The organism is Catenuloplanes atrovinosus, assembly GCF_031458235.1.
Lineage (GTDB): Bacteria > Actinomycetota > Actinomycetes > Mycobacteriales > Micromonosporaceae > Catenuloplanes > Catenuloplanes atrovinosus.
On record NZ_JAVDYB010000001.1, the window covers coordinates 1,349,905 to 1,369,143 of the forward strand.

Annotated in this window: 18 protein-coding genes; 12 read left to right on the forward strand and 6 right to left on the reverse strand. The window is 74.0% G+C overall.

Annotation, left to right across the window (positions count from 1 at the left end; all coding sequences use genetic code 11):
* Nucleotides 1-4 precede the first annotated feature (4 nt).
* From J2S41_RS05615 to J2S41_RS05625, 3 genes are all read right to left on the reverse strand, one after another.
* The gene (locus J2S41_RS05615; RefSeq protein WP_310363904.1) at nucleotides 5-1,642 is read right to left on the reverse strand and encodes an HEXXH motif domain-containing protein; all 1,638 of its coding nucleotides are present in this window, start codon (nucleotides 1,640-1,642) and stop codon (nucleotides 5-7) included.
* 197 nt (nucleotides 1,643-1,839) lie between these two features.
* The gene (locus J2S41_RS05620) at nucleotides 1,840-2,019 is read right to left on the reverse strand and encodes a hypothetical protein (RefSeq protein WP_310363906.1); all 180 of its coding nucleotides are present in this window, start codon (nucleotides 2,017-2,019) and stop codon (nucleotides 1,840-1,842) included.
* 255 nt (nucleotides 2,020-2,274) lie between these two features.
* A complete protein-coding gene (locus J2S41_RS05625) occupies nucleotides 2,275-2,610 on the reverse strand; it encodes a hypothetical protein (protein WP_310363909.1) in 336 nt (111 codons plus the stop codon).
* Nucleotides 2,611-2,767: 157 nt separating this feature from the next.
* Here J2S41_RS05625 and argC point away from each other — a divergent pair, with 157 nt between their 5' ends.
* From argC to J2S41_RS05670, 9 genes are all read left to right on the forward strand, one after another.
* Nucleotides 2,768-3,769, forward strand: coding sequence for an N-acetyl-gamma-glutamyl-phosphate reductase (gene argC, locus J2S41_RS05630; protein ID WP_310363912.1), 1,002 nt, complete (start codon nucleotides 2,768-2,770; stop codon nucleotides 3,767-3,769).
* Nucleotides 3,766-4,935: a bifunctional glutamate N-acetyltransferase/amino-acid acetyltransferase ArgJ gene (gene argJ, locus J2S41_RS05635; RefSeq protein WP_310363915.1), complete on the forward strand. Its 1,170-nt coding sequence runs from the start codon at nucleotides 3,766-3,768 to the stop codon at nucleotides 4,933-4,935. Before argC ends, argJ begins: the two co-directional genes overlap by 4 nt.
* On the forward strand, nucleotides 4,932-5,825 hold the full coding sequence (argB, locus tag J2S41_RS05640) for an acetylglutamate kinase (RefSeq protein ID WP_310363917.1): 894 nt from the start codon (nucleotides 4,932-4,934) through the stop codon (nucleotides 5,823-5,825). The genes argJ and argB overlap by 4 nt, the downstream gene beginning before the upstream one ends.
* Before the next feature lie 37 nt (nucleotides 5,826-5,862).
* Nucleotides 5,863-7,032: an acetylornithine transaminase gene (locus tag J2S41_RS05645; RefSeq protein ID WP_310363920.1), complete on the forward strand. Its 1,170-nt coding sequence runs from the start codon at nucleotides 5,863-5,865 to the stop codon at nucleotides 7,030-7,032.
* Nucleotides 7,029-7,955 carry an ornithine carbamoyltransferase gene (gene argF, locus J2S41_RS05650; RefSeq protein WP_310363923.1) on the forward strand — a complete coding sequence of 309 codons (927 nt, stop codon included), beginning with the start codon at nucleotides 7,029-7,031 and terminating at the stop codon, nucleotides 7,953-7,955. Before J2S41_RS05645 ends, argF begins: the two co-directional genes overlap by 4 nt.
* Entirely contained in the window at nucleotides 7,952-8,461 is a 510-nt protein-coding gene (locus J2S41_RS05655; protein ID WP_310363927.1) for an arginine repressor, read from the forward strand. Before argF ends, J2S41_RS05655 begins: the two co-directional genes overlap by 4 nt.
* A 10-nt stretch (nucleotides 8,462-8,471) precedes the next feature.
* Nucleotides 8,472-9,908 (forward strand): argininosuccinate lyase, encoded by a 1,437-nt coding sequence (argH, locus tag J2S41_RS05660; protein WP_310363930.1) that lies wholly within the window; start codon nucleotides 8,472-8,474, stop codon nucleotides 9,906-9,908.
* A gap of 49 nt (nucleotides 9,909-9,957) precedes the next feature.
* Nucleotides 9,958-10,572 (forward strand): DNA-3-methyladenine glycosylase, encoded by a 615-nt coding sequence (locus J2S41_RS05665; RefSeq protein WP_310363933.1) that lies wholly within the window; start codon nucleotides 9,958-9,960, stop codon nucleotides 10,570-10,572.
* A 98-nt stretch (nucleotides 10,573-10,670) separates the two neighbouring features.
* A complete protein-coding gene (locus J2S41_RS05670) occupies nucleotides 10,671-11,180 on the forward strand; it encodes a GNAT family N-acetyltransferase (RefSeq protein ID WP_310363934.1) in 510 nt (169 codons plus the stop codon).
* Nucleotides 11,181-11,437: 257 nt separating this feature from the next.
* Here the strand turns inward: J2S41_RS05670 and J2S41_RS05675 are convergent, their stop codons facing one another.
* Complete coding sequence (locus tag J2S41_RS05675; protein ID WP_310363936.1) at nucleotides 11,438-12,610, reverse strand: ROK family transcriptional regulator; 1,173 nt, start codon at nucleotides 12,608-12,610, stop codon at nucleotides 11,438-11,440.
* 87 nt (nucleotides 12,611-12,697) lie between these two features.
* On the opposite strand from J2S41_RS05675, the gene J2S41_RS05680 reads away from it, so the two are divergent.
* The gene (locus J2S41_RS05680; protein ID WP_310363939.1) at nucleotides 12,698-13,384 is read left to right on the forward strand and encodes an SDR family NAD(P)-dependent oxidoreductase; all 687 of its coding nucleotides are present in this window, start codon (nucleotides 12,698-12,700) and stop codon (nucleotides 13,382-13,384) included.
* Between the two features lie 10 nt (nucleotides 13,385-13,394).
* Nucleotides 13,395-15,083 (forward strand): phosphodiester glycosidase family protein, encoded by a 1,689-nt coding sequence (locus tag J2S41_RS05685; protein WP_310363942.1) that lies wholly within the window; start codon nucleotides 13,395-13,397, stop codon nucleotides 15,081-15,083.
* A gap of 47 nt (nucleotides 15,084-15,130) precedes the next feature.
* On the opposite strand, the gene recQ is transcribed toward J2S41_RS05685, so the two are convergent.
* Nucleotides 15,131-16,954, reverse strand: coding sequence for a DNA helicase RecQ (recQ, locus tag J2S41_RS05690; protein WP_310376298.1), 1,824 nt, complete (start codon nucleotides 16,952-16,954; stop codon nucleotides 15,131-15,133).
* 248 nt (nucleotides 16,955-17,202) lie between these two features.
* Between recQ and J2S41_RS05695 the strand changes: the two genes are divergently transcribed.
* Complete coding sequence (locus tag J2S41_RS05695) at nucleotides 17,203-17,799, forward strand: acetoacetate decarboxylase family protein (RefSeq protein ID WP_310363945.1); 597 nt, start codon at nucleotides 17,203-17,205, stop codon at nucleotides 17,797-17,799.
* Here the strand turns inward: J2S41_RS05695 and J2S41_RS05700 are convergent.
* Nucleotides 17,780-19,228 carry a flavin-containing monooxygenase gene (locus J2S41_RS05700; protein ID WP_310363948.1) on the reverse strand — a complete coding sequence of 483 codons (1,449 nt, stop codon included), beginning with the start codon at nucleotides 19,226-19,228 and terminating at the stop codon, nucleotides 17,780-17,782. The two genes, J2S41_RS05695 and J2S41_RS05700, sit on opposite strands and share 20 nt — an antisense overlap.
* Between the last annotated feature and the right edge of the window lie 11 nt (nucleotides 19,229-19,239).

Consider the following 19,239-nt stretch of genomic DNA (forward strand, 5'->3'; position numbering starts at 1 on the left):
CCGGTCAGCGCAGCACCTCGGTGCCCACCCAGTCGGCCAGATCCCGCGGCGAGCGGCCGGCACCGGGGTAGAGCGCGGCCACGATCTCCGGCCGCTCCAGCAGCGCGGCCGCCGCGGCCTTGTCACCGTCCGCACGGAGCGCGAGGCCCAGCCCGGTCCACGCGTCCGGCCGGCCCGGGTCCTCGGCCACCAACTCGCCGAACTCGCGCACGGCGGTGCGCGCGTCGCCGCGGAACAGCGCCAGGTCGGCCGGGAACAGGCCGGCGCCCCACGCCTCGCCGGGCGACGCCTCGAACCGGTCCGGCGCCACGATGCGACGGCGGGCCAGCCCCAACCGGCCCTGCGACCAGTGCCGCATCGCCGGGTCGGGCCGCACGGTGGACGCGCGGACGCGCGAGGTCACCGGCGCCGCCGCGCGCAACGCGTCGCGCAGGGTCTCGATGTCGGCCGGGTCCGGCCGGCAGTGGCGGATGCGCCAGCCGGCCCGATGCGCGTCCGCGACCAGGCGGGCCAGCTCGGCGGCGCTGCCCGGCGTCTCGTCCCGGGGCCAGGACGCCAGCTCCGCGCCGAGCGCGTCGGTGAACCGCCGGCCGGCCTCGGTCAGCTCCGGGGCGGCCTGCGCCGTGGCCAGGCCCTCCTGTGCCTGGGAGCGGGCGTAGGCGTACTCGAATTCCACGATGGCGGCCTCGTCCGGTCCCGCCTGCCGCAGGTAGCGCCGCCAGAAGTCGGCGATGCCGGCGAACGCGTACACACCCTGCAGCAGCCCGCCGGGCGGGCGCGGGTCGTCACGCCACGGCGCGTACAGCGTCGGCTCGCCGCCCGCGCCCATCAACGGGACCAGGTGCATCAGGCCGCCGAGCTTGATGTGCATGAACTCGTGCGCCAGCGAGACCGCGAGCGTCACCGCGTCCGGCGGCAGCGAGCACATGATCGCGCCGAACGCGTCGCCGGTGGAGGCGCTCCGCGTGTCCCAGCCGTCGTTGACCGGCAGCGGGACCAGCGACGTGACGCCCACCTCCATGGCGGCGGCCATCTCCGGGTTCACCCGGCAGAGGATCGACCACGCGTCCGTGATCAATTCCGTCCACCGGCTGAGTTCTGCCGCGGAGAGGCGGGCCGGGGCCACCGGGTCGGCCAGATCGCGCAGCGGGTCGAGGTCGTCGAGCCAGACCGACAGCCGGGGGCCGTCGCCGGCCGTGACCCGGCGCAGCGCGTACCAGCCGTCGCCGTCACCGGACGCGGGCACGTCGATGCGGGTGCCGCCGTGGCTCAGCCACAGCCGGCCGCCGGTCGTACCGGCCTCCGCGGTGTCCCACCCGGCGGCGCCGTCGAAGTGCGCCATGCCGAAACACGGCACGTTCGCCCGGCCGTCGCGCAGCGGCACCCGCGTGGTGAAGTCCTGTCCGGCGAGCGCCGCGGCGGCGAGCGCCAGTGCGGTGAGCTGACCGAAGTCGTGCGCGATCGGGGCGTCGCTCGACGTGCCACCGCGGTGCCGGCGCAGCGCGTAGGCGATCCAGGCGCCGACGTGCGGGTGCATCAGGAGACCGGTGATCGCCTCGGGCGCGGCGTCCTGTGCGCGTTCCAGCGCGTTCCACGCCTCTGCAACATTGAACCCCGCGGTCAGCGCGGGGTTCTCGGTCATCGCATCGAGGAAGGCTTTCAGCAACACTTTTCGGCGACTTAGTTGACCGGACAGTAGCTCACCGATGACTATTGGTGAGCCGCCGCCGATGGCGAGTTCGGTGATTGCCTCCTGGCGGAGCACGTGAAGGCGGGTGCTCTCTTGTGTCGCGGGCACGGACACTCCTAGTCCCGGGTCAGAATGGAAGCGGGGGAGATTCAGTCCGCGCGGCCGGGCGGGCCGGAGCCGCCCAGATTGGCGCGGGGGCGCTCGACCTGCCGCAGGGCCCGACGGACCGCGGCCGCTGGCACGAGGTCGTCCTTCAGGCGCAGGTCGCGCAGGGTGCAGTCGCTGAGGTCGATCAGCTCGGTGATGACGTCACCCGGGCGGTGTGTCATGTCGTTGAGTCTCCTCCTTCGGGCGTCGGTTCGCCCGAGGATCGGGAAATGTGAAGATCATTTGAGAATGAATATGGGAGCGTGCTGCCCCCCGCTCCGAGAGAAACGGGGGGCAGCACCGTATCCAACCATCAAACGAGTCAAAACGCCATCGCGCTCGCGGGTATAAACGCCCGAACGGGTTGTTGCGCCGCTAAAGCCGAAAGCCCTCCGGATTTCCGCTATTGACCACCGAATACTGCGGAAATGCGCGGGCTAGGCGCTGATCGACTTCTTCCGGCGCAGGTGTTCGCGGATGCGGAGGCGGGCCAGGTTCTCCGCGTCCTCGCGTTCTTCGGCGTACTGGTAGGACTGGTCGTGGCTGGCCTGCGTGCCGGCCAGGATGGGCAGGGCCTGCTGGGTGCCGTCGCGGCCGACCACGTGTTCCCAGGCGATGACGCGGTACGTGTGGGGGAAGATGAAGTCGACCAGGTCCTCGGTGACGACCTCGCCCTCGCTGGTCATCAGCGGCTGCTCGTCGGAGTGTGCCGGGACCTCGGCGGCCCAGAGCGGGTAGGCCTGCGGGGTGATGATGCGGATCGCGTCGCCCATGGCGGCGTCCCCTCTCTCGGAAGCATGATCAAGCTTTCCGAGCATATGTGGCTTAGGGCGCAAAGGGGGCGAAACCGAGGAGGGGTGGGCTTTAACCCTTTGCCGCCGCCCGGTGAATGTTGATACATTGGGCCGCATAGTGATGCGGAGGTACGGCATGGGTATCAGGGTCGGCGTCGCCGGGGCCAGCGGGTACGCGGGGGGCGAGCTGTTGCGCCTGCTCGCGGGGCACCCGGAGTTCGACCTCGTCACCGCGACCGCGCACAGCCAGGCGGGCCGCCCGGTCGGCGCGGTGCACCCGCACCTGAGCGGGCTGGACCTGACGCTGACGGCCACCGGGCCGGACGCGTTCGCCGACGCGGACCTGGTGTTCCTCGCGCTGCCGCACGGGCAGTCGGCGGCGCTGGCGAACGAGCTGCCGGAGACCGTCAAGATCGTGGACCTCGGCGCGGACTTCCGGCTGCACGACGGCGGTGCCTGGGAGCGGTACTACGGCGGGCCGCACGCCGGCACGTGGACCTACGGCCTGCCGGAGCTGCCGGGGCAGCGCGAGCGGATCGCGAACAGCGCCCGGGTGGCGAACACCGGCTGCTACGCGGTCACCACGATCCTCGCACTCGCGCCGCTGATCGCGGCCGGCGTCGCGGACCCGGAGGACGTGGTGGTGGTCGCGTCGTCCGGCACGTCCGGCGCGGGCAAGTCGCCGAAGCCGCACCTGCTGGCCAGCGAGGTGATGGGCGGCCTGTCGACCTACAAGACCGGCCGCCACCAGCACGTGCCGGAGATCAAGCAAGCCACCGGCGCGAAGAGCCTGTCGTTCACGCCGGTCCTGGCGCCGATGCCGCGGGGCATCCTGGCGACGGTCACGGCGAGAGCCCTCGGCGACGCGGACCCGCACGACGTGCTGAAGCGCGCCTACGCGGCGGACCCCTTCGTGCACGTGCTCGAAGAAGACCAGTGGCCGCGGACCGCGAGCGTCAGCGGGTCCAACTCCGTGCACCTTCAGGCCACGGTCGACGTCGACTCCGGCCGGATCATCGCGGTCAGCGCCTCCGACAACCTCGGCAAGGGCGCGGCCGGCCAGGCCGTCCAGAACGCCAACCTCATGTTCGGGCTGCCCGAGACCACCGGGCTGCAGATCTACGGAGTCGCACCATGAGCGTCACCCATCCGAAGGGCTTCCGGGCGGCCGGCGTCGCCGCCGGACTCAAGCCGGACAAGCCCGACGTCGCGCTGGTCGTCAACGACGGGCCGGACGCGACCGCGGCCGGCGTGTTCACCGGCAACCGCGTCAAGGCCGCGCCCGTGCTCTGGAGCCAGCAGGTGCTCAGGGGCGGCGTGGTGCGCGCGGTCATCCTCAACTCCGGCGGCGCGAACGCGTGCACCGGCCCGGCCGGCTTCCAGGACACGCACGCCACCGCGGAGCACACCGCGGCCGCGCTGCGCGGCGGGCCGAAGCCGCTGCTGCTCGGCGCCGGTGACGTGGCGGTCTGCTCGACCGGCCTGATCGGCGAGCGGCTGCCGATGGACAAGCTGCTGCCCGGCGTCGAGGCGGCCGTGCGCGGGCTGTCCCGCGACGGTGGCCCCGCGGCCGCGGAGGCCATCATGACCACGGACACCGTCTCCAAGACCGCGATCGTCGAGGGTACGGGCTGGAGCGTCGGCGGCATGATCAAGGGCGCCGGGATGCTGGCCCCCGGGCTCGCCACCATGCTCTGCGTGCTCACCACGGACGCGGTCGCCGGGTCGGACGCGCTGGACGCGGCGCTGCGCCACGCCACCCGCCGCACGCTGGACCGCGTCGACTCGGACGGCGCGATGTCCACGAACGACACCGTGCTGCTGCTGGCCTCCGGCGCGTCCGGCATCGAGCCGAGCCCGGAGGAACTGGCCGAGGCGGTCACCGAGATCTGCCGGCAGCTCTCCCGGAAGCTGATCGCGGACGCGGAGGGCGCCACCAAGGAGGTCGCGATCGCGGTCACCGGCGCGCTCACCGAGGACGACGCGGTCGAGGCCGGGCGCGCGGTGGCCCGCAACAACCTGGTCAAGACCGCGCTGTTCGGCAACGACCCGAACTGGGGGCGGATCCTGGCCGCGGTCGGCACCACCTCGGCCACGTTCGAGCCGGACCGGCTGGACGTGGCGATCAACGGCGTGTGGGTGTGCCGGGGCGGCGCCGCCGCGGAGGACCGGTCCAAGGTGGACCTGTCCGGCCGCGACGTGGAGATCCACATCAACCTCAACGCCGGCGGCGCGGAGGCGACGATCTGGACCAACGACCTCTCCCACGCGTACGTGCACGAGAACTCGGCGTACAGCTCATGACCGCCGCGCTCACCCGTGACCTGGCGGTGGCGCAGCAGAAGGCGGCGACGCTGATCGAGGCGCTGCCCTGGCTGCGCGAGTTCTCCGGCGAGACCGTGGTGATCAAGTACGGCGGCAACGCCATGGTCGACCCGGAGCTGCAGCGCGCGTTCGCCGCGGACATGGTCTTCCTGCGGTACGCCGGGCTCCGGCCGGTCGTGGTGCACGGCGGCGGCCCGCAGATCTCCGCCATGCTGACGAAGCTGGGGCTGGAGAGCGAGTTCCGCGGCGGCCTGCGCGTCACCACGCCGGAGACCATGGACGTGGTGCGGATGGTGCTGGTCGGCAAGGTCGGCCGCGAGCTGGTCGGCCTGATCAACGAGCACGGGCCGTACGCGGTCGGCATGTCCGGCGAGGACGCGAAGCTGTTCACCGCGGTCCGCCGCCCCGCGATGGTCGACGGCGAGCCGGTCGACGTGGGCCTGGTCGGCGACGTCGCCTCGGTCAATCCGTCCGCGGTCGCGGACATCATCGCGGCCGGCCGGATACCGGTCATCGCGACGGTGGCGCCCGACTCCGACGGCGTGCTGCACAACGTGAACGCGGACACCGCCGCCGCCGCGCTCGCGGTCGCGCTCGGCGCCCGCAAGCTGGTGGTGCTCACGGACGTGACCGGGCTCTACCGCGACTGGCCGGACCCGGACAGCCTGATCACCCAGATCACCACGACCGAGCTGGCGGAGCTGCTGCCGAGCCTGGAGTCGGGCATGGTCCCCAAGATGGAGGCCTGCCTGCGCGCGGTCGAGGGCGGCGTCCCCGCCGCGCACGTCGTCGACGGCCGGGTCGCGCACTCGACCCTGCTGGAAGTCTTCACCTCAGAAGGATTCGGAACCATGGTGATGGGGTCATGAGCGAGCTTGCGAGCGAATCATCGGCAGGGAGTCCGGCATGACCTCACTCATCGACCGGTGGCAGGGCTCCATGATGGAGAACTACGCCACGCCCGGGCTGGCGCTGGCCAGCGGTGCGGGCGCGGTCGTCGTCGACGAGGCCGGCAAGCCGTACCTGGACCTGCTCGGCGGCATCGCGGTGAACGCGCTCGGCCACGCCCACCCGGCGGTGGTCGCGGCCGTGACCCGGCAGATCTCCACGCTCGGTCACGTCTCCAACTTCTACGTGGCCGAGCCGACCATCAAGCTGGCCGAGCTGCTGCTGGCGCTGGCCGGGCGGCCGGGCCGGGTGTTCTTCGGCAACTCCGGCGCGGAGGCGAACGAGGCGGCGTTCAAGATGTCGCGCCTCACCGGCCGTACCCACGTGGTGGCCTCCGCGGGGGGTTTCCACGGCCGGACCATGGGCGCGCTCGCGCTGACCGGCCAGCCGTCGAAGGCCGCGCCGTTCCAGCCGCTGCCGGGCAGCGTCACGCACGTGCCGTACGGCGATGTAGACGCGCTCCGGAACGCGGTCACGGACGAGACCGCCATGGTCATTCTGGAGCCGATCCAGGGCGAGGGCGGCGTGCTGGTGCCGCCGGCCGGCTACCTCACCGCGGCCCGGGAGATCACCGCCGGCAAGGGCGCGCTGCTCGCGCTGGACGAGGTGCAGACCGGCATCGGCCGCACCGGGCACTGGTTCGCGCACCAGGCCGAGGGCGTCGAGCCGGACATCGTCACGCTCGCCAAGGGCCTCGGCGGCGGCCTGCCGATCGGCGCGGTGCTCGCGTTCGGCCGCGCGGCCACGCTGTTCCAGCCCGGCATGCACGCCAGCACGTTCGGCGGCAACCCGGTCAGCTGCGCCGCGGCGCTCGCCGTGATCCAGACGATCGCGAACGAGGGCCTGCTCGACCACGTCAAGCGCGTGGGGGAGCGGCTGCGGCGCGGCGTCGAGGCGCTGGGCCACCCGCTGATCAGGGAGGTGCGCGGCGCCGGCCTGCTGCTCGGCATCGTGCTCGACGCCCCGGCCTCCGGCGCGCTGACCGGCGTGCTCAGGGACGCCGGGTTCCTGGTCAACGCGGTCGCGCCGCACGTCGTACGGCTGGCACCGCCCTTGATCCTCACGGCCGAGCAGGCCGACTCGTTCCTCGCCGCGCTGCCCCACGCCCTGGACACGGTGACCTCATGACCCGGCACTTCCTCCGCGACGACGACCTCACCCCGGCCGAGCAGTCCGCGGTGCTCGACCTGGCCCAGCTGATGAAGGCCGACCGGTACGCGCACAAGCCTTTCGCCGGCCCGAAGTCGATCGCGGTGCTGTTCGACAAGCAGAGCCTGCGCACCCGGCTGTCGTTCGACGTGGGCATCGCGGAGCTGGGCGGCAACCCGATCATCGTGGACACCCGGGCCACCCACTTCGGCCGCGGCGAGACGCTCGCGGACGCGGCGCAGGTGCTGTCCCGGTACGTGTCCGCGATAGTGATGCGCACCTACGGCGACGAGCGGATCGCCGAGATCGCGTCCGTGGCCACGGTGCCGGTGATCAACGCGCTCACCGACGGCTTCCACCCCTGCCAGCTCCTCGCCGACCTGCTCACCATCCGGGAGCGGTGCGGCACCACGCACGGGCGCACGCTCGCCTACGTCGGCGACGCGGCCAACAACATGAGCCACTCCTACCTGCTGGCCGGCGCCACCGCGGGCATGCACGTGCGCGTCGCCGGCCCGTCCGGCCACGACCCGGACCCGGCCGTCGTGGCCCGCGCCTCGGAGATCGCGGCGTGGACCGGCGGCTCGGTCAGCGTGCTGCGCGACCCGTTCGAGGCGGCCGACCGGGCCGACGTGATCGCCACCGACACGTGGGTGTCGATGGGCCAGGAGGGCGACGGCCAGGACCGGCACACCCCGTTCCGGCCGTACCAGGTGAACAAGGACCTGCTCGCCGCCGCGAAGCCGGACGCGATCGTGCTGCACTGCCTGCCCGCGCACCGCGGCGACGAGATCACCGACGACGTGATGGACGGGCCGCAGTCCGCGGTCTTCGACGAGGCCGAGAACCGGGTGCACGCGCAGAAGGCGCTGCTGGCCTGGCTGGCAGGGTACTCGGCATGACCGCGCCCACCACCCGCACCGCGCGGCACGCCCGGATCGTGGAGCTGATCCGCGAGAAGGCGATCCGGTCGCAGACGGAGCTGGCCGAGCTGCTCGCCGGCGACGGCGTGCAGGTCACCCAGGCCACGCTCTCCCGTGACCTGGAGGAACTGGGCGCGGTGAAGGTGCGTGGCACCGCGGGCGGCCCGGCCGTCTACCTGATCCCCGAGGACGGCACGCCGGTCATCCGGCAGGCCGAGCAGGCACCGGCGCGGCTGCTGCGGCTGCTGCGCGAGCTGCTCACCGGCGCCGACGCCAGCGGCAACATAGCGGTGCTGCGCACCCCGCCCGGGGCCGCGCAGTTCCTGGCCAGCGCGCTCGACCGGTCCGGCCTGCCGGACGTGGTCGGCACCATCGCGGGCGACGACACCATCCTGGTCGTCGCCCGGGACCCGTTCGGCGGGCCCGCGCTCGCCGAGAAGCTCTCCGCCTGGGCCCGCACCGGGCCCACCGACTCCGATCATTGAGAATGGGCTCGTGACCTCCTCTACTTCCACCAACCGGACCAGCCTCTGGGGCGGCCGCTTCTCCGGCGGCCCCGCCGAGGCGCTGGCCCGCCTCTCCGTCAGCGTGCAGTTCGACTGGCGGCTCGCGCCGTACGACCTGGCCGGCTCCCGCGCCCACGCCCGCGTGCTCGCCCACGCCGGCCTGCTCGACGCGGAGGAGCTCGGCAAGATGCTCGCCGCGCTGGACGACCTGGAGGCCGCCTGCGCGTCCGGCGCGTTCCGGCCCACGGTCGAGGACGAGGACGTGCACACCGCGCTCGAACGCGGCCTGCTGGAACGCCTCGGCACGCTCGGCGGCAAGCTCCGCGCCGGCCGCTCCCGCAACGACCAGGTCGCCACCGACCTGCGCCTCTACCTGCGCGACCACGCCCGCGGCGTGGCGCTGCGCCTGGTCGAGCTGGCCGACGCGCTGGTCGAGCAGGCCGAGCGGCACGTCGAGACGCCCGCGCCCGGCATGACCCACGTGCAGCACGCGCAGCCGGTCACGTTCGGGCACTGGCTGCTCGCGCACGTCCAGCCGCTGCTGCGCGACCTCGAGCGGCTGCGGGACTGGGACGCGCGGGCCGCGGTCAGCCCGCTCGGCTCCGGCGCGCTCGCGGGCTCGTCGCTGCCGCTCGACCCGGTGCAGGTCGCCAAGGAGCTCGGCTTCGCCACCGCGGCGCCGAACTCGATGGACGCGGTCGCGGACCGGGACTTCGTGGCCGAGTTCCTGTTCGTCACCGCGATGATCGGCGTGCACCTCTCCCGGCTGGGCGAGGAGGTGGTGATGTGGACGTCGCAGGAGTTCGGCTGGGTCGAACTGGACGACGCGTTCGCCACCGGGTCGTCGATCATGCCGCAGAAGAAGAACGCGGACATCGCGGAGCTGGCCCGGGGCAAGTCCGGCCGGCTGATCGGCGGCCTGATGACGGTGCTGACCATGCTCAAGGGCCTGCCGCTGACCTACGACCGGGACATGCAGGAGGACAAGGAGCCCGCGTTCGACGCCGTCGACCAGCTCCAGCTGGTGCTGCCCGCGCTGGCCGGCATGATCTCCACGATGACCGTGCGCGCGGACCGGCTCGCCGCCGCCGCGCCGGTCGGGTACACGCTGGCCACCGAGGTCGCGGACTGGCTGGTCCGCAAGGGCGTCCCGTTCCGCGAGGCGCACGAGATCACCGGGAAGCTGGTCGCGCTCTGCGTGGCCCGGGACTGCGCGCTGGACGAGGTCTCCGACGAGGACCTGGCCGCGATCTCCGACCACCTGGACCCGGACGTGCGCTCGGTGCTGTCCGTCAAGTCCGCGCTGGCCGCGCGCACCACGTACGGCTCCACCGGCCCCGGCCCGGTCGCCGACCAGCTCGCCGCCGCCGCGGACAAGCTGATCACCTGGCGCACCTGGTCCGAGGAGTCGGTCGTCCCCCGTTAGAGGTCCTTCGGGTCGCCCGTTCGCCGGGCGACCCATAAGGTCATGATCCATGGGGTACGCGTGGCTGGCGGCGCCGGCATCCGAGATCGCGGACACCGCCGCCGGCCTGCTCGGCTGGGAGATCGCGGCGAACGGCGTGCGCATCCGGCTCACCGAGGTCGAGGCGTACAGCGGGCTCGGTGAGGACCCGGCCTCGCACGCCCACCGCGGCCCCACCACGCGCAACGCGGTCATGTTCGGCCCGGCCGGCCACCTCTACGCGTACTTCGTCTACGGTGCCCACTGGTGCCTCAACATCGTCTGCGGCGAGCCCGGCCGCGCCGCCGCCGTGCTGCTGCGCGCCGGCGAGGTCGTCGACGGCCTGGACACCGCCCGCGCCCGCCGCCCCGCCGCCCGTACCGACGCCGACCTCGCCCGCGGCCCCGCCAAACTCTGCACCGCGCTCGCCCTGGACGGCGCCGCCACCGGCACCTCGGCCATCGACGGCACCGGCCCCGCGCTGCTCACACCCCCGACCCGCCCGCCGGCCCGGTCCGACATCGAGGCCGGCCCCCGCGTCGGCGTCGCGGCCGCCCACGACGTCCCGTGGCGCTTCTGGCTCCGCGCCGACCCCACCGTCTCCGCGTACCGCCGCCACACCCCCCGGGCCCGCCGCCGCCCCTGATCATCGGTGCCGCCGGGCCGGGCGCCGGTGACGTACCGTGATGATCGGGTCGTGGGCCTGCCGGTGGGGCGATGGGCGGAATGTGGTGGGATGGGGCGATGAGGCTGGAGCTGACCCCGTGGGCCGAGGAGGACCTCGGCCTGCTGCGGCGGATCAACGTGCCGGAGATGAAGGGTCACCTCGGTGGGCCGGAGTCGGAGGAGAAGATCGTCGACCGGCACCGGCGGTACGTGCACATGCCCATCACCGGGACCGGCGTCATGTTCCGGGTCGCGCTGCTGCCGGAGCGCACGCCCGTGGGCAGCATCGGCTACTGGGACCGGGAGTGGCACGGCGACACGGTGTGGGAGACCGGCTGGAGCGTGCTGAACGAGTTCCAGGGGCGCGGGATCGCGTCCGAGGCCGCGCGTGAGGTGATCGCGCGGGCGGCGGCGGACGGGCGCCGCCGATGGCTGCAGGCGTTCCCGAAGGTGAACAACGCGGCGTCGAACGCGGTCTGCCGCAAGGCCGGCTTCACCCTGGTCGGCGAGACCGACTTCGAGTTCCCGATCGGCACCCCGATCCGCTGCAACGAGTGGAAGCTGGACCTGAGCCGCGTAGCGGCGTGAGCACGAGGCCGCGGCGCGGCCGCCGCCCGCCGAGTCGCCGCCCGCCCGCTCGCCGAGTCGCCGCCCGCCCGGTCGCCTCTCGAGCGGCTGCTGTCCGAGCGACCGCCGCCCGACCGGGCGACGCGCGCCGGTCGCCCGCCGGCCCGGCGACGACCAGCCGGCGGCCGACTGACACGGCGACCGCTGGTGCGCCGCTTCGCGGCCCACAGGCTGGTGCGCCGCTTCGCGGCCCACAGGCTGGTGCGCCGCTTCGCGGCCTACAGGCTGGCCGCTAGCGTTGCCTCCAGGTTGTCGAGGCAGGCGCGGATGGCGCCGAGTACGCCCGCACGGTCGCCGAGGGCGGAGAGGGCGAGGCGGGGTGGGACGAGCGTGCGCGGGCGCAGGTGGCGTTCCAGCGCGGCCAGCAGTGGCGGGCCGCCGCGGGAGACGCCGCCGCCGATGACCACCAGTTCCGGGTCCAGCACCAGCAGCGCGGGGGCCAGGCCGCGGGCGAACCGGGCGGCGATCTCGTCGATCGCGGTGAGCGCGGCCGGGTCGCCGTCGGCGGCGGCGCGCAGCACCGCGCCGGAGTCGGGGAAGGCGCCGCCGCCGAGCCGGCCGATCGCGTCGGCGCCGACCACGCGTTCCAGCGGGCCCATGCCACCGACGACCGGCGGCGTCTCGTCCAGGTCGATGAACCCGATCTCGCCGGCGGCGCCGCCGACGCCCCGGTGCAGCCGCCCGCCGACGACCAGTCCGGCGCCGATCCGCGAGCCCCAGTGCACGAACAGCACGGTGGCGGCGTCGGTGGCCACGCCCTGCCAGCGCTCGGCGAGCACGGACAGGTTCACGTCGTTCTCCACCAGCACCGGGCAGCGGAACATCCGGCCCAGTTCCGCGTCCAGCGGCAGCGACGCCCAGCCGGGGATGCTGGGCGCGAGCCGGAACGTGCGGTTCTCTGGGTCCGCGATGCCGGGCGAGCCGATGCAGACCGCGTAGACCTCGTCCTCGGTGCGTCCGGCCCGGGCCAGCGCGGCCCGGACCGTGTCCGCGATCAGCGTGATCAGCTCGGGGCCGTCGCCGGCCGACCCGGTGGAGACGCGCAGCTCGGCCAGCGGGGCGCCGATCAGGTCGGTGATCATCACTATCGCCTTGTGCGGGCCGACGTCCGCGCCGACCAGGCAGCCCGCGCCGGCGCGGAACGAGACCAGTTGCGCGGGGCGGCCCTTGCGCGGCGCGGCCGTGACGTCGGCGGTGCCGTGCACCGGCGAGATCCAGCCGGCGCGTTCCAGCAGCGTGAGCGCCTGCGTGACGGTGGGGCGGGTGAGCCCGGTGCGGTCCATCAGGTCGGCGACGCGCTGCGGCCCGCCGGTGCGCAGCGCCGTCAGTACGGCGCTCGCGTTCAGCCGGCGCAGCACGTGCGGTCCGCTTCCCCTTGACGTGGTGCTCACGACAGAGCAGAGTACCCGTTTATTAAAGAAAATTCCTTTATTAAGTAACCCAGGTCCGCGACCATCATCCCGGCCGGGGAGGCCCGCATGCCCGATGAAGACCTTGCCCACCGCACCGCCGTCGTGGCCGGTGCCGCCCACCCGATCGGCCGGGCCGTCGTCGCCGAACTCGCCATCCGCGGCGCCTCGGTCATCGCGGTCGACGTGACCAGCCCGTGCGAGGCGCGCGATCGGGTGATCGGCGTCGTCGCCGGGCACCGGCCGGCCGAGTTCGCCGATCGGGCCATCGCGGCCTGCGAGGTCCTCGGCGCCACGCCGGACATCCTGGTCACCTGCCCGCTGCCGATCACGCACGCCGCAAGCGTCCACCTCGGACTGACCGCGCTGGTCCGCGACGGCGGCGCGGTGGTCAACGTCGCGGAGGCGCCCGCCGCCCCGGACGCGGCCCGCACCGCGGCCGTCGCGCTCTCCGGGCTCACCCGGCTGATGACCGAGCGGCTGCGCGCCCGCGCCGTCCGGGTCAACGGCGTGCTCGCCGCCGGCCTCGCCGACGAGGACCGGCCCGCGCCCGTGCTGCCGCCCACGCCCGTCGGCCGCCCCGGGTGGGCCGACGAGGTGGCGCGGTGCGTGGCGTTCCTCGCGTCACCGCAGGCGTCCTATGTGGCCGCCGCGGTGCTGCCGGTCGACGGCGGGCTCGGGCTGATGCGGCCCGAGCCGTCCGGCTACTGGCACCGCACCACCCTCCGCACCCCCGAACCGGCACTCGCTCACTGAAGGAGCCTCCATGCAGCGTCGCGGCCGTCTCGCGCTCGCCGCTCTCACCGGTCTCGTGCTCGCGGCCGGCGCGGCCGTACCGGCGCAGGCCGTTTCCGGTCCGTCCCGGCCCGACCTGCCGCGCGGCCCGCTGCCGCTCGGCCCGGCCGGGCTGACCGAGACCCGCACCGAGCGGACGCTCGCGCCCGGCGTGGTCATGACCACCATCGCCCGCGGCCAGGCCGACCCGGCGAGGGCCTACTGGACGATCGGCATCAACCTGCCCATCGGTACGGCCCGCGGCGCGCTCGGCACGCTCGCCGACGCCCAGGCCGTCCGCGCGCGGCTGCTCGCGGACCCCACGGTCGCGGCGCTGCTGGCCGAGCGCGGCTGGGAGCCGCGCGTCGAGGCGGTCGACTACGCGCCGACGCTGGCCGGGTACGCCGGCGGCACGATCGGCTACACGCTGCGCATCGGCCGGTACACCGAGAAGCCGGCCGGTTCCGACCCGGTCCTCGCCGCGCTCGGCGCCGCCGGGTTCCCCGCGTTCACCCTGCACACCGGCCAGGACGGCCGCCCGGACAGCACCGGCCCGTGGGCGATGCGGGTGCTCACGGTGGACCCGAGGCGCTTCCGCGGCGACGTCACCGCGTCCGTCGGCGACGCGGTCACCGGCCAGCAGAACACCAGCGCGATCGCGGCCGCGGCCGGCGCGCTCTACGCGGTCAACGGCGGCTACTTCGTGGTCAACGGCGCCGACGGCGCGCCCGGCACGCCGGCCGGCCTGAGCGTGATCGACGGTGAGCCGAAGACCGCCGCCACCGCGGGCCGCCCCGTGCTGCTGATCCGCGACGACGGCCGGCGCACCGAGATCGAGAATCTGACCAGCCGGTACGCGCTGCGCTTCGGCGCCGGCCGCCCGCACCTGGTCGACGCGCTGAACCGGGTGCCCGGCAAGATCCGCAACTGCGGCGGAGTCGGCGGCGACCTGCCCACCCAGCGCCCGGTCCACGACTTCACCTGCACCGACCCGGACGAGATCGTGGTCTTCACGGACGACTACGGCACCGCCACCCCGGCCGGCGACGGCGTCGAGGCGCTGATCGGCCCGTCCGGCCGCGTCGTCGAGGTACGTGCCCGGACCGGCGCCACCGTGCCGGCCGGCCACCGCATCGTGCAGGCGATCGGCGCGGACGCGGCCTGGCTGACCGCGCACGCGAAGCCCGGCGCCAGGCTGACGCTGGACACCACGGTCGCCGACGCGCGTGGCCGCACCGTCTGCTTCGGACCGCGCGACTTCGTGGTCAACGGCGGCCCGCGGCTGGTCCGCGGCGGGCGCGTGGCCGTCGACCCGGTGGCCGACGGCCTGGTGCACGAGGACCCGGCGCTCGGCCTGCCCGACTCGGCGCAGGGCGCGGCCTGGGGCTACAACTGGTTCATCCGCGACAACCCGCGCACCGGGGCCGGCATCGACCGGCAGGGCCGGCTGATGCTGATCCAGGTCGACGGCCGTCAGGCGAACCTCAGCCAGGGGCTGCCGATCGCCGCGTTCGCCGAGGTCTTCCGCTCGCTCGGCGCGGTCGAGGCGATCAACCTGGACGGCGGCGGCTCGTCCGCGACCGTGGTCGACGGCGTGCTGGTCAACTCGCCCTCCGACCAGAACTCCGCCGGGCAGCAGGTCGAGCGCGCCACCGGCGACGCCATCCTGATCACTCGCTGATCCCCGCCCCGGCCGGCTTCCCGTCACCACGGGGAGCCGGCCGCGGCTCAGCCCTCCGCCAGCACCTCCAGGATCGCCTCGCCGTACCGCGCGAGCTTGGCCTCGCCGACGCCGCTCACGCCGGACAACTGCGCAAGCGACGCCGGCTTGACCGCGGCGATCTGCCGCAGCGTCGCGTCGTTGAACACGATGTACGCCGGCATGCCCTGCGCCTTGGCCTCACCGGCGCGCCACGTCCGCAACCGCTCGAACAGCGCGGTGTCCGCGGGCGCCAGGTCGGCCGGCGGCGCCTTGACCGCGCCGGAGGACGACGAGCGCGCCGCCCTCGCCTTCCGCTTCGGCTCGGTGCGCAGCATGACCGTGCGCTGCCGGGCCAGCACCTCGCGGCTGCCGTCGGTCAGCACCAGCACGCTGTAGTCGCCCTCGACCGTGAGCAGCCCCTGGGCCAGCAGCTGCCGGACCACGCTGCGCCACTGCGCCTCGGACAGGTCGGTGCCGATGCCCCAGGTGGACAGCTCGTGGTGCCGGCCGCGGCGCGTCTCGTCCGTCTCCCGCCCGAGCAGGATGTCGATCGACCGTCCCGCGCCGTACTTCCGGCCGCGCTCGCGCTGCAGCCGCAGGATCGTGGAGAGCAGCTTCTGCGCCGGGACGGTGCCGTCCCACGACTCCGGCGGCGTCAGGCAGGTGTCGCAGTTGCCGCAGGGCGTCGACTCCTCGCCGAAGTACTTCAGCAGTTGCACGCGCCGGCACTCGACGGTCTCGCAGAGCGCGAGCATCGCGTCCAGGTGCGTGGTCAGCGACCGCTTGTGCGCCAGGTCGCCCTCGGAACTCTCGATCATGCGGCGCTGCTGGACCACGTCGTTCAGCCCGTACGCCAGCCAGGCGGTGGACGGCAGCCCGTCCCGCCCGGCGCGGCCGGTCTCCTGGTAGTAGCCCTCCACCGACTTCGGCAGGTCGAGGTGGGCGACGAACCGCACGTCCGGCTTGTCGATGCCCATGCCGAACGCGATCGTGGCCACCATGACCAGCCCCTCCTCGCGCAGGAACCGGGACTGGTTGCGCGCGCGGAGCCCGGCGTCCAGACCCGCGTGGTAAGGCAGCGCGGGGATGCCCTCGCGGGACAGGAACTCGGCCGTCTTCTCCACCGAGGCGCGGGACAGGCAGTAGACGATGCCGGAGTCGCCCGCGTGCTCGGTGCGCAGCAGCTCGAGCAGTTGCTTCTGCGGACCGTCCTTCGGGACGATGCGGTACTGGATGTTGGGCCGGTCGAAGCTGGCGACGAAGTGCTTCGCCTCGGTCAGCTTCAGCCGGGTCGCGATCTCCGAGTGCGTCGCCGTGGTCGCGGTCGCGGTGAGCGCGATGCGCGGCACGTCGGGCCAGCGCTCGTGCAGCATCGACAGCTGGAGGTAGTCCGGCCGGAAGTCGTGGCCCCACTGCGACACGCAGTGCGCCTCGTCGATCGCGAACAGCGAGATCTTGCCGCGGTCGAGCAGTCGCTGCACGCCCGCGGTGCCCAGCGCCTCCGGCGCCAGGTAGAGCAGGTCGAGCCGGCCGCCCACGAACTCCTGCTCGACCAGGCGGCGCTGGTCCAGCGTGAGCGTGGAGTTGAGGAAGTCGGCGCGCACGCCGAGCGCGCGCAGCGCGTCCACCTGGTTCTGCATCAGCGCGATCAGCGGCGAGATCACCACGCCGGTGCCGGGCCGGACCAGCGCCGGGATCTGGTAACACAGCGACTTGCCGCCGCCGGTCGGCATCAGCACCAGCGCGTCCCCGCCCGCGACCACGGTGTCGATGATCTGCTGCTGCTCGCCGCGGAAGGAGTCGTAGCCGAAGATGCGGCGCAGCACCTCGGCCGGGCCGGCGCCGGTCAGGTCGGGCGCGGACTGCGGCACGGGCGCGCCGGCCGGAACCGCGTCCTCCCAGCTGCCCAGCTCCTCCTCATCCGCCCAGTCCTCCGCCGGGGGCTCGTCGTCCACCGGCCAGTCGCGCCACTCCTCGTCCACGGCGGCGACTCTACCCACCCCCACCGACAGGTTCCGACCCCGCGGACCCGGAAACCGCCCGATCGGTCACGTTCCTCCCTTGTGGTGCGCGACGGCCGGGTGTCACGGTGGATCGCATGGCCTATCCGCCGGAACCGTGGCACCTCAGGGGGCAGATGCACGTCTCGGTCTGGCTGGTCCCGGCCGCCGGCCTGCCGCCGCACCCGCAGGGGCTGGCCGCGCCGCCGCTGACCGTGGCCGGCCGCGTCCCGGTCGGCGCCGCCTGGGTGAGTTACCGGCCCGGCGGCGTGCTCAGCTACCGCGAACTGCTCGCCGGGCGCCTGGTCCGCGACCACGGCCGCCCGCGCGCCACCATCACCGAGATCTGGGTGGACAGCGAGGCCTCCCGGGACGGCGGGCGCGAGCTGTGGGGCATCCCGAAGGAGCTGGCCGAGCTCACGGTCGACGCGCCGGAGCCGGCCGCGCCCGGCATCGCGCACGCCGTGCTCCGCGCCGGCCCGCGGTTCCCCGGCCGCTGGCCGGTCGGCCTGCGCGTGCTGCAGCTGCTGCACGGCAGACCCCTCACCACGGGGGTACGCGGCCGCGCCGCGCTCCGCCTCGACCGGATCGCCTGGTCCCCGCTGCCGGACGGCCCGCTCGGCTACCTGGCCGGCCGCCGCCCGCTGCTGTCCGTCACGTTCGCCGACTTCGACATCACGTTCGGCTCGCGGTGACGCCGGCGTAGTCGGCGAGGTTCAGCCGCGCGGTGCGCCGGACGTACTCGCGGCCGGTGCCCGGCCAGTTCGTCACGATCCGGCCGCCCGGTCCGACGTACCAGCTGTCACAGCCGGTCCAGACGCTGGCCGACAGCCGGCGCCGCAGCTCCGCGTCGTGCCGCGCGGCCACCTCGGGCGACACGCACAGCGGCGGCGCGCCCGCGGCCAGCGCGCGCACGGCCTGCACGATGTAGCGCGCCTGGGCCTCCTGGAAGATCACGACGGACGTGGTGCCGGTGTTCGTGTTCGGGCCGTACACCAGGAACATGTTCGGGAAGCCCGGCACCGCCATGCCGAGATAGGCGTGCGCGCCGTCCCGCCACGTCTCGCGCAGCGTCACCCCGTCGCACCCGGTGATCCGCATCGGCGCCACGAACTCCGCCGCCGCGAAGCCGGTGCCGTAGACCAGCAGGTCCGCCTCGTGCAGCACGCCGTCGGCGGTGCGCACGCCGCGCGGCTCGACCGCGGTGATCCGCTCGGTGACCAGCTCCACGTCCGGGCGGCCGAGCACGGGCAGCCACGCGTTCGTGAACAGCGTGCGCTTGCAGCCGAGCGGGATGGTGGGCGTGACCTTGGCGCGCAGCACCGGGTCCCGTACCTGCCAGCGGCGCTGCGCCGCGGACAACCGGGTCACCAGCGTACGGGCGAGCACGTCCCCGGTGACCGCCCGCGTCGCGAACCAGGTCAGCGCCAGCGTGGCCGCGCGCGCCGGCCACATCGCGCCGGGCACCCGGCGGTAGAGGAGGCGCCGCACCGGTCCGTACCGCCGATCGGGTTTGGGCATGGTCCACGCCGCGGTGCGCTGGAAGACCGTGATCCGCGCCGCGTCCCCGGCGATCGCCGGCACGAGCTGGATCGCGCTGGCCCCGGTGCCGATCACCGCGACCCGCCGGCCGGTGACCTCGACCGTGTCGTCCCAGGCCGCGGTGTGCAGCGCCCGGCCGGCGAACGTGCCCGCGCCCGGCAGTGCCGGGATCACCGGCCGGGACAGCTGCCCGACCGCGGGGACCAGCACGTCCGCCTCGATCCCGGTGCCGTCCGCGGTGGCGATCAGCCAGCGGCCGGCGTCCCAGCGGGCCGCGACGACCTCGGTGTTCAGCCGGACGTGCGGCGTGACGCCGAGTTCGTCCGCGCAGCGCCGCACGTACGCCAGGATCTCGTGGTGCGGCGGGTAGCGCCGGGACCAGTGCGGGTTCGGGAAGAACGAGTACGAGTAGAGCGGCGCCGGCACGTCACAGGCGCACCCCGGGTAGCGGTTGTCCCGCCACACGCCGCCGATCCGGTCCGCACGCTCCAGCAGCACGACGTCGGTGAACCCGGCCCGGCGCAGGAGCGCGGCGACCGCGATCCCGCCGAGACCGGCGCCCACGATGGCCACCCTCGGCATCCACGGAAGTT

Excerpts from the sequence above, each read along its gene's own strand:
- J2S41_RS05615 (WP_310363904.1), bottom strand. The coding sequence starts at position 1,642 with ATGACCGAGAACCCCGCGCTGACCGCGGGGTTCAATGTTGCAGAGGCG.
- J2S41_RS05620 (WP_310363906.1), bottom strand. The coding sequence starts at position 2,019 with ATGACACACCGCCCGGGTGACGTCATCACCGAGCTGATCGACCTCAGC.
- J2S41_RS05625 (WP_310363909.1), bottom strand. The coding sequence starts at position 2,610 with ATGGGCGACGCGATCCGCATCATCACCCCGCAGGCCTACCCGCTCTGG.
- argC (WP_310363912.1), top strand. The coding sequence starts at position 2,768 with ATGGGTATCAGGGTCGGCGTCGCCGGGGCCAGCGGGTACGCGGGGGGC.
- argJ (WP_310363915.1), top strand. The coding sequence starts at position 3,766 with ATGAGCGTCACCCATCCGAAGGGCTTCCGGGCGGCCGGCGTCGCCGCC.
- argB (WP_310363917.1), top strand. The coding sequence starts at position 4,932 with ATGACCGCCGCGCTCACCCGTGACCTGGCGGTGGCGCAGCAGAAGGCG.
- J2S41_RS05645 (WP_310363920.1), top strand. The coding sequence starts at position 5,863 with ATGACCTCACTCATCGACCGGTGGCAGGGCTCCATGATGGAGAACTAC.
- argF (WP_310363923.1), top strand. The coding sequence starts at position 7,029 with ATGACCCGGCACTTCCTCCGCGACGACGACCTCACCCCGGCCGAGCAG.
- J2S41_RS05655 (WP_310363927.1), top strand. The coding sequence starts at position 7,952 with ATGACCGCGCCCACCACCCGCACCGCGCGGCACGCCCGGATCGTGGAG.
- J2S41_RS05665 (WP_310363933.1), top strand. The coding sequence starts at position 9,958 with ATGGGGTACGCGTGGCTGGCGGCGCCGGCATCCGAGATCGCGGACACC.
- J2S41_RS05670 (WP_310363934.1), top strand. The coding sequence starts at position 10,671 with ATGAGGCTGGAGCTGACCCCGTGGGCCGAGGAGGACCTCGGCCTGCTG.
- J2S41_RS05680 (WP_310363939.1), top strand. The coding sequence starts at position 12,698 with ATGCCCGATGAAGACCTTGCCCACCGCACCGCCGTCGTGGCCGGTGCC.
- J2S41_RS05685 (WP_310363942.1), top strand. The coding sequence starts at position 13,395 with ATGCAGCGTCGCGGCCGTCTCGCGCTCGCCGCTCTCACCGGTCTCGTG.
- J2S41_RS05695 (WP_310363945.1), top strand. The coding sequence starts at position 17,203 with ATGGCCTATCCGCCGGAACCGTGGCACCTCAGGGGGCAGATGCACGTC.
- J2S41_RS05700 (WP_310363948.1), bottom strand. The coding sequence starts at position 19,228 with ATGCCGAGGGTGGCCATCGTGGGCGCCGGTCTCGGCGGGATCGCGGTC.